The sequence below is a fragment of the Rahnella sp. 2050 genome, assembly GCF_040544515.1.
GTDB classification, from domain to species: domain Bacteria; phylum Pseudomonadota; class Gammaproteobacteria; order Enterobacterales; family Enterobacteriaceae; genus Rahnella; species Rahnella aceris.
Map to the genome: position 1 here is coordinate 1,190,362 of NZ_JBEPKE010000002.1, position 12,650 is coordinate 1,203,011.

Genomic DNA, 12,650 nt, shown 5'->3' on the forward strand with positions numbered 1-12,650 from the left:
ACTATCGCCCCAACTGGCGCACTGCAGTTTGTGCCGAATCCTCGTGGTAATGCCTCATTTGCCTCGTCTGATCATCCACTCTTGAAACTGCACCGAACCCCGTTCGGGTTAGAGTGGACTGGAGCTTTTCCTTATATGTCATTTGATTCCCTCGGCTTAAGTGCCGAAATTTTGCGTGCTGTTGAAGAACAGGGCTATCGCGAACCTACGCCTATTCAGCGTCAGGCTATTCCTGTCGTGCTGGAAGGCCGTGACCTGATGGCGAGTGCGCAGACCGGTACCGGTAAAACCGCTGGTTTTACCTTGCCGCTGCTCAATATGCTCAGCCATACCAACGCGCAATTCAAAGGACGTCGCCCGGTTCGTGCGCTGATCCTGACCCCAACCCGTGAGCTGGCGGCGCAGATTGGTGAAAACGTACAGGCCTACAGCAAATACCTCACCCTGCGTTCTCTGGTGGTATTTGGTGGTGTGAGCATCAACCCGCAGATGATGAAACTGCGCGGTGGTGTGGATGTGCTGATCGCAACGCCGGGTCGTTTGCTGGATCTGGAACATCAGCGTGCTGTTGATTTATCTCAGGTTGAAATTCTGGTGCTGGATGAAGCCGACCGCATGCTGGACATGGGCTTCATTCACGATATCCGTCGCCTGCTGGCAAAACTGCCTGCCAAGCGTCAGAACCTGCTGTTCTCCGCGACGTTCTCTGATGAGATTAAAGGTCTGGCGAGCAAGTTGCTGACCAACCCGGCCTCTGTCGAAGTCGCGCGTCGTAACACCGCTTCTGCGCAAATTGAACAAAGCGTTCATTTTGTTGATAAGAAACGCAAAAGAGAATTGCTGTCGCAGATGATCGGTGAAGGCGACTGGAAACAGGTGCTGGTGTTCAACCGGACAAAACATGGTGCAAACCATTTAGCCGAACAACTCAATAAAGATGGCATCACGGCTGCTGCTATTCACGGCAACAAAAGTCAGGGCGCACGTACCCGTGCACTGGCTGATTTTAAAGCCGGTTCTGTCCGTGTTCTGGTGGCAACAGACATCGCTGCGCGTGGCCTGGATATCGATATGTTGCCGCACGTGGTCAACTATGAGCTGCCAAACGTACCGGAAGATTACGTTCACCGTATCGGCCGTACCGGTCGTGCGGAAGCCACCGGTGAAGCGATTTCTCTGGTGTGTGTGGACGAACACAAACTGCTGCGTGATATCGAGCGTCTGCTGAAACGTGAAATTCCTCGCATCGCACTGGAAGGTTACGAGCCCGATCCGAGCATCAAAGCTGAGCCGATCATCAATGGTCGTCAGGGCAGCGGCGGTGGTGGTAGTCGTGGCGCGCCACGTCAGGGCCAGCGTCCTGGCGCACCGCGTACGGGTGCTCCACGTTCAGGCGCTCCGCGTCAGGGCGGTAACGGTCAGCGCAGCGGTACGTCTGAAAACCGGGGTTCAGAAAACCGTGGTTCAGCTGAGAACCGTCCGGCACGTTCGCGTCCTGCCCATGCAGGCCAGCGTCGCACCGGCAATGCAGGCAGCGGCAACAAATAAGTTTCCGGATCCCCTGTAATTCAATCAAACCGCCTTCACTGAAGGCGGTTTTTTTTCGCGGGTAATCTAACGAATCACGTACGCACAACGGCGTGCACCCTGCAAAATATGTTCGGTGCGTTCGACACTGGCGTTCAGCACATCGCTGAATACATCGCGTTCCGCACGGCAAAATCCCTGACAGGTGGCTGCGGCAGCGCAAATCGGGCAGTGATTTTCGACAAACAGATAACTGCCATCCTCCTGCATTTTCCAGTCCGCCATATAGCCTTCACGGGTACGGATATCCGTCAGCCTTTGCAATTTGTCTTCCATCGACACCGCCCCGAGCATCGCCTGGCGGTAGTGTTCCTGCGTGATTTTTTCCCGCGAGGTGATGAGCTGATCCAGCGCCGAATCCCCCAGAGAGGTGCGGATCAGTTGCAAAAGTTGTACGGTGAGGTCAGCGTGGGCATCGGGAAATCGCGCATGACCGGCGGCGGTCAGTTGCCAGAACTGCGCCGGGCGTCCGACACCCTGTGAGACAGATTTGGCGTCCACCAGTCCTTCCTTCGCCAGCTTCACAAACTGCTGGCGCGCGGCTTCACCTGTGGTACCCAGCAGATGGCCGCCATCGCTGGCCTGAAGTTGCCCGTGGGTTTTCAGCAGCATCAGTAAGCGCTCTGCGACGCTTTGCCGTACGTCATTTTTATTTTCCAGGTCATTGCTTGACATATTGCCTCGACGGGTTCTAGATTACGTAAAAAATATTCCAAGTTATTTCTTGTTTTAATCATATCATAACCACAGCACGCTTCAATGCGTGGAAAGTACAAACCAAAGGGATGCAGAGAAAATGTCGGGAAGTCAGAACGGATGGGCGGATTTATTCAGCGCCGAAAACCGCGGCAGTGCCATTACCCTGAGCGCAGGCGTCGCGCTTTATGCGACTAACAGCTACATCGTCATCACGATTTTACCCTCCGTTGTGCAGGATATCGGCGGGCTGGCGTGGTATGCCTGGAACACTACGCTGTACGTTGTGTGTTCCATTCTCGGCTCAGCACTTTCTGCACGGTTGATGCGCACCGCCGGGCCGCGTGGCAGCTATCTGATGGCGACCGCTATTTTTATTGCCGGTGCCGCCATTTGTACCGCCGCGCCGAATATGCCGGTGCTGCTGCTCGGACGGGCGCTGCAGGGACTGGGGGGCGGATTCCTGTTCGCACTCTCCTACGCGATGATCAACCTCCTGTTTAAAGAATCTCTCTGGCCGCGCGCCATGGCGCTGATTTCGGCGATGTGGGGCATTGCGACGCTGGTCGGCCCGGCGGTAGGGGGTATCTTCGCCGAACTGCATGCATGGCGCTGGGCGTTTGGTTTGCTGTTGCCGGTGACGTCGCTGTTCGGGGTGTGGGTCTGGCGGATTTTGCCAAAATCCCGGCACGACCGGCAGCCGGACGAACCGCTGCCGCTGATGCAACTGGCCTTGCTGACCGGCGCAGTGTTAGTGGTATCGGCGGGCAGTCTGTCTTCATCAGGGCTGATTAACTTGCTCGGTTTCGTGGTCGCGGTGGCGATGATTTTAATCTTGCGCCACCGCGAATTTACGGCGGATGTCAGACTGCTGCCGCGCAACGCTTTACGCCGTTCCTCACCGCTCTATGGCCTGTATCTGGTGATGACGTTGCTGATTATCGGCCTCGGTTGCGAACTGTTTGTGCCGTATCTGCTGCAACATTTACACGGTCAGACCCCGCTGGCTGCCGGATACATCACTGCCGCGGCGGCCGCGGGCTGGACATTAAGTGAAGTGGCCAGTTCCGGCTGGACAGGCCGTCGCGCGGATGGCGCGATTATCTGCGGGCCACTGATCCTGGCTGCCGGTTTGCTTTTACTGTTGTTCACCGTACCGGTCGCTTTCGGCCTGCCGTGGCTGAATATCAGTGGCGTAGTGCTCGGGCTGACGCTGGCCGGTTTTGGGATTGGCCTCGGCTGGCCGCATTTGCTGACCCGCGTTCTGCAACAGGCACCGGAAGAGGATCGCGAAAAAGCCGGTGCGTCGATAACCGTGGTGCAATCTTTTGCGGCGGCGCTTGGCGCGGCGTTAGCCGGAACGGTGGCTAACTTTGCAGGCGTCGATAAGGGGGATAGCGGTGCAGCCAGCGCGGCATTCTGGATGTTCCTGCTGTTTGCGGTGCCTGCGCTTCTGGCGGTGTGGATTGCCTGGCGCTCCGTCAGAGTCAGACGCTTGCAGGGCAGGGCGAAAACCTCATTAAGCGGCGATTTGTCTCAGGGGTAATTGCCCGGCGGCGGGCCTTGCGGTAATCTTGCGCGTCATTTTTAAGGGTTGAACTGCGATGCGCGTATTACTGGCTCCGATGGAAGGTGTGCTTGATCCTCTGGTTCGTGAACTTCTCACAGAAGTAAACGACTACGATTTGTGCATCACCGAGTTTTTGCGCGTGGTGGATCAGCTGCTTCCCGCCAAATCCTTCTATCGCTTGTGTCCTGAATTACATCATGCCAGCCGCACGCCTTCGGGCACGTTAGTGCGCGTTCAGCTACTCGGTCAGTATCCGCAATGGCTGGCCGAAAACGCCGCCCGTGCGGTGGAACTGGGCTCTTACGGTGTCGATCTCAACTGCGGTTGCCCGTCCAAACTGGTTAACGGCAGTGGCGGTGGCGCAACGTTACTCAAAGATCCTGAGCTGATTTATCAGGGCGCCAAAGCCATGCGTGAAGCGGTGCCCGCTCACTTACCGGTGACTGTCAAAGTGCGTCTCGGCTGGGATTCGCTGGAACACAGTTTTGAAATTGCAGATGCCGTGCAGCAGGCGGGTGCAACGGAACTGACGGTGCACGGGCGTACCAAAGAAGACGGCTACAAGCCGGAACGTATTAACTGGGCTGCGATTGGCGAAATCCGTCAACGCCTGAGTATTCCGGTGATCGCCAATGGTGAAATCTGGGATTACGAAAGCGGCCAGGCGTGTCTGCACACCACCGGTTGTGATGCCGTGATGCTCGGGCGCGGTGCGCTGAATATTCCGAATCTCAGCCGTGTGGTGAAGTACAACGAACCGCGTATGCCGTGGCCGGAGGTAATAACGTTGTTGCAGAAATACACCCGTCTGGAAAAGCAGGGCGATACCGGTTTGTATCACGTTGCGCGCATTAAACAGTGGCTGAGTTATTTGCGTAAAGAGTACGAAGAGGCGACAGAGTTATTTACTGAAGTGCGCGTGCTGAAGACGTCGAAGGAGATTGGTTATCTGATCGACAATCAATAATATTCACCTGTGTATTTCGAAGGGACGCTTTCTGAGCGTCCCTTTATTTTTTCAGTGCATTCTTACGCAAGTGTTCACTTACTCGTCGTTCCACGGTCTGTGGGTGGTGGTGACAGACTTTGTGACAAATAGAATTGAAAATTGCGGGTGCTAAGACTTTTCGCCTCACTTATAATTCCGCCCGCTGTTACGACATATCTTAATGACAACTTTCTAAATACAGAGCAATGCATGTGAAAATCCGTCTTTTGGTTCTGAGCTTATTAGCCTTAAATACAGGCATGTTGTCTGCCCCTGCCGCCACCGCTGCAAAGCATGAGCCGGCCGTCGCCCCGATCGTTCAAATTGCTTCCGGCAGTGCCATGGTGGTGGATCTGAAAAGCCACGAAGTGATTTATTCCCGAAATCCGGATGAGGTGAGGCCGATTGCCTCCCTGACCAAACTGATGACCGCGATGGTGACGCTTGATGCGAATCTGCCACTCGACGAAGTGATCAATATCGATATCAGTAATACACCTGAAATGCGTGGCGTGTTCTCCCGCGTGAAACTGAACAGTGAAATTACCCGTCGTCAGATGATCCAACTGGCGCTGATGTCCTCAGAAAACCGGGCTGCGGCCAGTCTCGCGGCACATTATCCGGGCGGTTATTCTGCATTTATCAATGCTATGAATGCGAAGGCGAAATCGCTGGGCATGACCCATACGCATTATGCTGAACCGACCGGTTTGTCGCCGCGCAACGTCTCCACCGCGCGTGATTTAACACGGCTGCTGCTGGCTTCACAGCGCTATCCGCTGATCGGTCAGCTAAGTACGACTGCTGAAAAAACGGCTGTCTTCAGCCATCCGGCGTATGCATTGCCGTTCCGTAATACCAACCATCTGATCATGAATCCGTCGTGGAATATCCAGCTGACCAAAACCGGTTACACCGATGAAGCCGGCCATTGCCTGGCGATGCGTACCACCATTAACGGCAAGCCCGTTACGCTGGTCGTGATGGATGCCTTCGGGAAATTTACGGCCTTTGCCGATGCCAACCGCCTGCGCACCTGGATGGAAACCGGCAAAGCAGTGCCTGTTCCACAGATTGCCAAAAACTACCGTAAGCAGAAAGAGCAGCAGAAAACGCAGCCTTCCGTCGAAGAGGCGGATGATTGAGCAGATGATTGAAATGAAAAAGTCCGGCCAGATGCCGGACTTTTTGTTTTGCAGGGACAGACAACGTGGTCAGAAAATCAGTTTAAACACCCCTGTCAGGGTCAGTAAGCCGACGATAAAGATGATGGCGATGATCCACAGAATAATTTTCATGTTTTCTCCTTAACATAACCTTCAGTCGTCATCGGCCATCCGGCTAAGCCAATGATATTCCTTATCAGTATAGCTTCTGCCTGCATTTTTGCTGTGTGCTTGCTAATTTCAGGCCAGTGCCGCGCGCAGACCACATTCCGGGCTGGTAAGCGGTTTGCCCATTTGGGTCAGTTGTGCCGCACCGGTCATCGAAGCCTGAGCCAGCACCACGCAGGCCGCGCCTCGCCTGTATTCCACATCAGCCGCCGCCGCGATAGCCTGTAAATATCCGGCCAGATCCCCCTGCTTAAACTTTTCCCATGCGCCTGCCACCAGATGGATTTCAAACTGCGCCTGCGGATGTTTTTCCACCTGCGCGAACAACTGCCGCGTCGGCTCCAGGGTCGTTTCGACCGCACAGAGTGCAACCACACTGCCCGCTGTTTTCATGGCCTGTTCCGCCAGCGTCTGATCGACACGCAACACCGGCACCGCGGCACTTTCGCTGGCAAGCGTCGCGGCAGAACCCAGCGTCGAGCAGGTCAGTAAAACGCGATCGGCATTTTCACTCAATGCCAGCAGCACATCCGCCGTTTGCTGACGAATTTCTGCAGTCAGCCCGCCCGCCTTTTCGGCTGCAGCCAGTAAATCGGGCCGCGAAACATGCACAAACTTATGCTGATCCAGCCCAAGTTCGTGAGCCGTATTTTCGAAAACCGCAATATTGCTGTCGGCCGTGTGTAAGCAGGTAATGCGCATGTAATTCTCCTGATAAGTGTCTGCCTCTACGTTAATGATTTTTTAACCGTACCGCAGACTTTTTTACCTGTAAAAACTGATGAGTTAATGCGGGCTGGAAAATGCCCGGTTTCCCCGGTGCACGCTATGATTTCCATAACCCGCGCCCGTCCGTAATTCCTTAAGTTTGACCTGTTAACGATCCCCGTAACAGGTTATTTTCATTGGTATTTATTCATTAAGGTAATGCAACTCAACCATATATAGATACATAAGCAATCGCGTATTTATCGAGAAGGAAATTGATTTGAGGTGGTTATTTATCCAGTGCAAACTGTGGCCAGATTAAGGATTTCTAAACAGGGAAAGCTCATGTGAGGGACAACAACTATGTTTCAGCTCAGCAGACGGGATCTATCGCCGATCAACAGGATGCTCTATTTTCCAGGCGCGCCTGCCTGGCCGGAAGATTACAAAGGAAAATCGCTCATGGAAAAGCTCATGCAAAACCAGATCAACAATATTGAAAAGCAGGGAATCAAAAATGGTGAGGAAATTGCCGGGCTGAATCTGCGGGTAGGGAAGGTGGAACAGCAGGTCAGTCAGCTAACGGTAGTGATCACGGAGACGAATCTCCGTGTCGGCAAACTGGAGCACCAGATGGTCACGCTCACTGAAGCGGTGACAGATATCGGGGGTCGTGTCGGGAAAACCGAACAGAGCATCGCGCGCATCGACGGGCACCTGCTGAGAATTGACGATCATCTGGTGAGGATAGATAAACAGTTTGAACAGGTAGATAAACAGTTTCAACAGGTCGATAAACAGTTCGATCGTGTAGATGAGCGCTTTGACAAAATAGAACAACGATTTGAGAAGATCGACCGGCGCTTTGAAAAAGTAGATGAACGCTTTGTGAAGATTGAAGCTTCACTGAGTGCAATGCAGGCAATGTTTTACGATCTCATGATTAAACAGACCCGATGGATTGTCAGCATGATGCTGGTACTGGTTGGCGTGACGTTTACGGCTGCACGCTATATTCACTAACGGCGACCTGATACGGTTGATCTCCCATTACGCTGAATTGGCCGTATCAGCAAAGCTGGCAAGAGCGACTATAATATAGACAGGTCGCCACCTTCTTTATGCCCTTGTCTGACGGGCAATCCCGAAGGTTTATCACTGCGCGCTGCTGGCGGCTTTCGGCGTACAAGGGGGTGTTTCATGGCTAATCATGTCTGGGGACTGATATCCAATCCGGGTCCCGAATTGCAACAAATCCAGCGTGAGCGGGAAACCGTTTCACATGTGTATTCCCACCATGTTCTTTTAATGGCGCTCATCCCGGTTGTCTGTTCTTTCATCGGAACAACACAACTTGGCTGGAACTTCGGTGATGGCGAGAAGCTGATGGTTTCCATGTTTACCGCGTCTTATATCGCCGTCATTTTCTATGTTCTGATGCTCGCTGCTGTCGCACTGATGGGGCGGATTATCTACGGAATGGCGCGTCGCTATGACAGCCGCCCGACACTCAACAACTGTATCGTCTTTGCCGGCTACGTGGCCACACCCATGTTCCTCAGCGGGGTCGTAGCCCTGTATCCGATGGTCTGGTTATGCCTGTTTGTCGGGCTGATCGGCCTGTGTTACAGCGGATACCTGTTGTATCTCGGCATTCCTAACTTCCTCAATATCGACCGTCGCGAAGGGTTCCTGTTCTCCAGTTCAACACTGGCAATGGGCGTTCTGGTATTAGAGCTGCTTCTGGCTCTGACGGTAATTATGTGGGGTTACGGAACACAGTTATTTTAACTTAATGGCTATCTTACTTGCCATTTTGCCCCCGGGCAGTGCTCGGACTCCTCACGTACTTTATGTACGCTCCGGGTCCTCCGCGCTGTCTGGGAACAAACTGCCTGCGCCGACTACGCCATTCCTCTTTTGAAGGACATTATTCCTGCCAGTTCTTCATCTTACTGGTTTTCCCGATACCCGGATTGAAGCTGTTGGTCGGGTCTGCCTGCCGGTAGAATTCTTTCAAATGTGGTTTTGCCAGATACAAATGGCCGACGTTATGTTCGGCGGGATATTCCGCGCCTTTGGCGTCGAGCAGTTCTAACATCCTGTGTTTCAGCGCCTTGCTGTTTGCGCCTTTTTTGACGATGTAATCCTGATGGAAAACGTGGCACATGAAATGGCCGTAATACAGTTTTGCCACCAGTTGATTGTCGATATCTTCCGGCAATGTCTCGAACCAGTCGCGGTCATTGCGGCGCAGTGCGATATCCAGCGCCAGAATATCTTCCACTTCTTTTTCATGTACCGCGTGATACCGCACGGCGGCACCGGCGGCGGCAAAGCGATGCAGGAAGGCTTTCTTGCCTTCGTCGGCGGAACAGATAAAGAAATCACCCTGACCATCACTAAAGAAACGTGTCAAAAAGGTTCGGGCTTCGTCAATACCGGGGCCGGACATTTTCAGCAGTAAGTGATGTTCAAACCGGTCACGATACTGCTTCATACGCGGTGGCAGATGATTCGGCAGGGCTTTGCTCAGACACTGCATCACGCGGTCGCTGAAATGTTTGGGCAGGAAAGGGACCTTGCTGGCGTGTGCATCGAACTTTCCTTTGGCAGTAAACATGTCCGGCATTTTGTCGGTGCCAAGTTTGTCGATCATCAGGAAAGTGTCTTTGCCATAGACTTCGGTGATATCGAAAATATCCCGGTGCATGTATTCCCCTGCCACCGGAAGGTTAGCGAAGTCACGCAGGATCTGGCGGCGTAATTCTGTCAGCACCGCCGTGTCATTGGTGCCGATGTAGAAAACCTGCTGCTGCGTTTCTGCCGGAAACGTATCGAGCCGCACGGCGAAAACCGCCAGCTTGCCCGCACAACCTGAAGCTTCAAATAAACGTCGCTCATCCGCGTTGAAACGCGACGGCGTATCCGCATCCACTTCGCGGACACGTGAGGCATAATCGTGATCCGACGCCAGACGCTGATCATGCTGGATATCGGTTTCCAGATAATCGCCTTTTTCCAGACGTGTCAGGATTTCTTCCGGCGTTTCACCAAGATTAATGCCCAGATGGTTAATCAGCCGCAATTCACCTTGTGCATCGATTTGTGCATAGAGCGCCATTTCGGTATACGCCGGGCCGCGTTTCACCAGCGATCCGCCAGAATTATTACAGATCCCGCCGACCACCGATGCGCCGATGCAGGACGAGCCAATCACTGAATGCGGTTCGCGGTTGTAGGGCTTGAGGATTTTTTCCAGCTTATACAGGGTGCTGCCGGGAAAGCCGATCACCTGATGACCGCCGTCGAGTAACTGGATCGTGTCCAGTTTCAGGGTGCTGAAAATAACAATGTCGCGGTCATAGTCGTCGCCGCTGGGCGTCGAACCTTCGGTCAGCCCGGTATTGGCGGCCTGCATAATGACAATCTTGTCGGCGGCGATGCAGGTTTTGAGCAGTTGCCACTGTTGCAGCAGCGTTTGTGGAAATACGACCGCCAGCGCTTTGCCGCCACCGGAGCGAAACCCTTTGCGGTAGCGTTCGGTGTTGCTGTCGCCGGTTAAAACGTGGCGGCTGCCGGCAATCTCTTTCAGCGTGGCGATGAGTGACTGATTATCCATTTCATCTTCCTTTTTTGATGGGATGCCATCTAATCATAGACTTAAATGATACTTGTTAAGTTAAACGTCATTCGGGATATGGGTTAGGTAATTTCACTTAATCTGTTGCATTTTTGTCATGCGCTGTCCATTAAATCGTCATTGATGTGTCATAAAACTCGCGCTTAATGAACGCCAGATAACGAAAGCAACCGAGAGACAGCATCATGGCGCAAGCTCAACTTAAGCTGGCACAGGCTGAATATCCTCAGACCGGGCCACAGCATCTGAACAAAGTTCTGGACGTCAAAGGCCTGGTGAAATCCTATAAATCGGGTCAGCGTGTCCTGAATGACATCAATTTTGATCTCCACGCCGGTGAGTTCGTGGCGGTAATTGGCCGTTCTGGCGCGGGTAAATCCACCCTGCTGCATGTGCTCAACGGTACGATCCCGCTCACGGATGGCAGTGTGGTATGTCATTACGAAAATGGTGAACAGCAGGAGCTGGCCGGGCTTACCGGCAAAGCATTGCGTCGCTGGCGTTCAGGCTGTGGCATGATTTTTCAGGATTTCTGCCTGGTGCCTCGTCTGGATGTCCTGACAAATGTGTTACTGGGGCGTCTCAGCCACACCTCAACGTTCAAATCATTCTTTAACCAGTTCGATGACGAAGACCGCGCCCGCGCCATCTCTTTGCTTGAATGGTTGCACATGCTGCCGCATGCATTGCAGCGTGCCGAAAACCTTTCCGGCGGCCAGATGCAGCGTGTGGCGATTTGTCGCGCGCTGATGCAGAACCCGAAAATTCTGCTGGCCGATGAACCGGTGGCGTCACTGGATCCGAAAAATACCCTGCGCATCATGAATGCGCTGAAAAAAGTCAGCGAAGAGAATATCGCCGTGATGGTCAACCTGCACTCTGTCGAGTTGGTGAAAGATTATTGCACCCGCGTTATCGGCATCGCGAAAGGGCAGATTATTTTCGACGGCCATCCGGACCAGTTAACTGAAGGCATTTTGCATCAGTTATACGGTGAAGAACACGAAGCGATAAACAGTTAAACAATAACGTTATTTATTTTGCAGTGCTTATTTCTACTTTCTCTCAATCTACACAAGGTCATCATTACATGAAGAAGTTATTACGTCTGGCAGTCTTCGTAGCAGGTTCTTTTACTGCAATGCACAGCATGGCAGAAGATGCTCCTAAAGAATTAAACTTAGGTATTCTGGGTGGCCAGAATGCCACCCAGCAAATCGGCGATAATCAGTGTGTAAAAGATTTCTTCGATAAAGAATTAAATGTGGATACCAAACTGCGTAATTCATCCGATTATTCAGGTGTTATTCAGGGGTTATTAGGTAAGAAAGTGGATATGGTATTAAGCATGTCCCCGTCATCTTTTGCTTCGGTTTATATTAATAATCCGAAAGCGGTGGATCTGGTCGGCATTGTCATTGACGATACGGATAAATCCCGGGGTTATCACTCCGTGGTTGTCGTGAAAGCCGACAGCCCGTACCAGAAATTATCTGACCTGAAAGGCAAATCATTCGGTTTCGCTGACCCGGATTCTACTTCGGGTTACCTGATCCCAAACCAGACATTCAAGAAAGAATTTGGCGGCACGACGGATAACAAATACAACAACTTCTTCTCCAGCGTAACCTTCTCCGGCGGCCATGAGCAGGATATTCTTGGCGTGCTGAACGGCCAGTTCGAAGGCGCAGTCACCTGGACTTCAATGATCGGCGACCGCGAAACCGGTTATACCTCCGGTGCATTCAACCGCATGATCCGCATGGACCATCCGGATCTGATGAAGAAAATCCGCATTATCTGGGAATCGCCATTAATTCCTAATGGTCCGATTTTAGTGCGCAGCGATTTGCCACCGGCATTTAAAGCTAAGCTGGTTTCTGCCATTAAGAAACTGGATAAAGATGACCACGCTTGTTTCGTAAAAGCGGTGGGCGGCAAACAGCATATCGGCGAAACGTCCCTGGCTGAATATCAGCAGATTATTGATATGAAGCGTGAGCTGACTAAAGGCGGTCGCTAACCCGTAACTCCCTCCCCTGCGAAGGGGAGGGTTGGGGTGGGGTATTAATGGCAACTCAGGAAGCGAAAGCTTTTACCATTATTGTTTTTTTAATACCCCCT

12 protein-coding genes are annotated in these 12,650 nt (G+C 52.7%); 8 read left to right on the forward strand and 4 right to left on the reverse strand.

Features of this window, described 5'->3' with window-relative positions; translation table 11 throughout:
• The first annotated feature begins 135 nt into the window (after window positions 1-135).
• Window positions 136-1,548 carry an ATP-dependent RNA helicase RhlE gene (rhlE, locus tag ABIC79_RS12810; RefSeq protein WP_354567306.1) on the forward strand — a complete coding sequence of 471 codons (1,413 nt, stop codon included), beginning with the start codon at window positions 136-138 and terminating at the stop codon, window positions 1,546-1,548.
• Between the two features lie 66 nt (window positions 1,549-1,614).
• On the opposite strand, the gene ABIC79_RS12815 is transcribed toward rhlE, so the two are convergent.
• Complete coding sequence (locus ABIC79_RS12815) at window positions 1,615-2,262, reverse strand: helix-turn-helix transcriptional regulator (protein ID WP_241917028.1); 648 nt, start codon at window positions 2,260-2,262, stop codon at window positions 1,615-1,617.
• 121 nt (window positions 2,263-2,383) lie between these two features.
• On the opposite strand from ABIC79_RS12815, the gene ABIC79_RS12820 reads away from it, so the two are divergent.
• The 3 genes from ABIC79_RS12820 (at window position 2,384) to pbpG (ending at window position 5,986) form a co-directional block, all read left to right on the forward strand.
• Complete coding sequence (locus ABIC79_RS12820) at window positions 2,384-3,829, forward strand: MFS transporter (protein ID WP_015690225.1); 1,446 nt, start codon at window positions 2,384-2,386, stop codon at window positions 3,827-3,829.
• 58 nt (window positions 3,830-3,887) lie between these two features.
• Window positions 3,888-4,820, forward strand: a complete 933-nt coding sequence (gene dusC, locus ABIC79_RS12825) for a tRNA dihydrouridine(16) synthase DusC (protein ID WP_013576368.1) — start codon at window positions 3,888-3,890, stop codon at window positions 4,818-4,820.
• A gap of 227 nt (window positions 4,821-5,047) precedes the next feature.
• Window positions 5,048-5,986, forward strand: a complete 939-nt coding sequence (gene pbpG / locus ABIC79_RS12830; protein ID WP_015690223.1) for a D-alanyl-D-alanine endopeptidase — start codon at window positions 5,048-5,050, stop codon at window positions 5,984-5,986.
• Window positions 5,987-6,055: 69 nt separating this feature from the next.
• Here pbpG and ABIC79_RS25650 read toward each other — a convergent pair whose 3' ends face one another.
• On the reverse strand, window positions 6,056-6,139 hold the full coding sequence (locus tag ABIC79_RS25650) for a small membrane protein YohP (RefSeq protein ID WP_019105993.1): 84 nt from the start codon (window positions 6,137-6,139) through the stop codon (window positions 6,056-6,058).
• Between the two features lie 108 nt (window positions 6,140-6,247).
• A complete protein-coding gene (locus ABIC79_RS12835) occupies window positions 6,248-6,877 on the reverse strand; it encodes a hypothetical protein (protein WP_013576366.1) in 630 nt (209 codons plus the stop codon).
• 369 nt (window positions 6,878-7,246) lie between these two features.
• Here ABIC79_RS12835 and ABIC79_RS12840 point away from each other — a divergent pair, with 369 nt between their 5' ends.
• Together ABIC79_RS12840 and ABIC79_RS12845 are read left to right on the forward strand one after the other, a co-directional pair.
• Complete coding sequence (locus tag ABIC79_RS12840; RefSeq protein ID WP_013576365.1) at window positions 7,247-7,906, forward strand: hypothetical protein; 660 nt, start codon at window positions 7,247-7,249, stop codon at window positions 7,904-7,906.
• Between the two features lie 177 nt (window positions 7,907-8,083).
• On the forward strand, window positions 8,084-8,674 hold the full coding sequence (locus ABIC79_RS12845; RefSeq protein ID WP_013576364.1) for a Yip1 family protein: 591 nt from the start codon (window positions 8,084-8,086) through the stop codon (window positions 8,672-8,674).
• Window positions 8,675-8,813: 139 nt separating this feature from the next.
• Here the strand turns inward: ABIC79_RS12845 and dld are convergent, their stop codons facing one another.
• Window positions 8,814-10,505, reverse strand: a complete 1,692-nt coding sequence (gene dld / locus ABIC79_RS12850) for a D-lactate dehydrogenase (RefSeq protein WP_354567311.1) — start codon at window positions 10,503-10,505, stop codon at window positions 8,814-8,816.
• Window positions 10,506-10,711: 206 nt separating this feature from the next.
• Between dld and phnC the strand changes: the two genes are divergently transcribed.
• Together phnC and phnD are read left to right on the forward strand one after the other, a co-directional pair.
• The gene (gene phnC, locus ABIC79_RS12855; protein ID WP_015690220.1) at window positions 10,712-11,548 is read left to right on the forward strand and encodes a phosphonate ABC transporter ATP-binding protein; all 837 of its coding nucleotides are present in this window, start codon (window positions 10,712-10,714) and stop codon (window positions 11,546-11,548) included.
• A gap of 68 nt (window positions 11,549-11,616) precedes the next feature.
• Window positions 11,617-12,549, forward strand: a complete 933-nt coding sequence (phnD, locus tag ABIC79_RS12860) for a phosphonate ABC transporter substrate-binding protein (protein WP_013576361.1) — start codon at window positions 11,617-11,619, stop codon at window positions 12,547-12,549.
• Window positions 12,550-12,650: the final 101 nt, after the last annotated feature.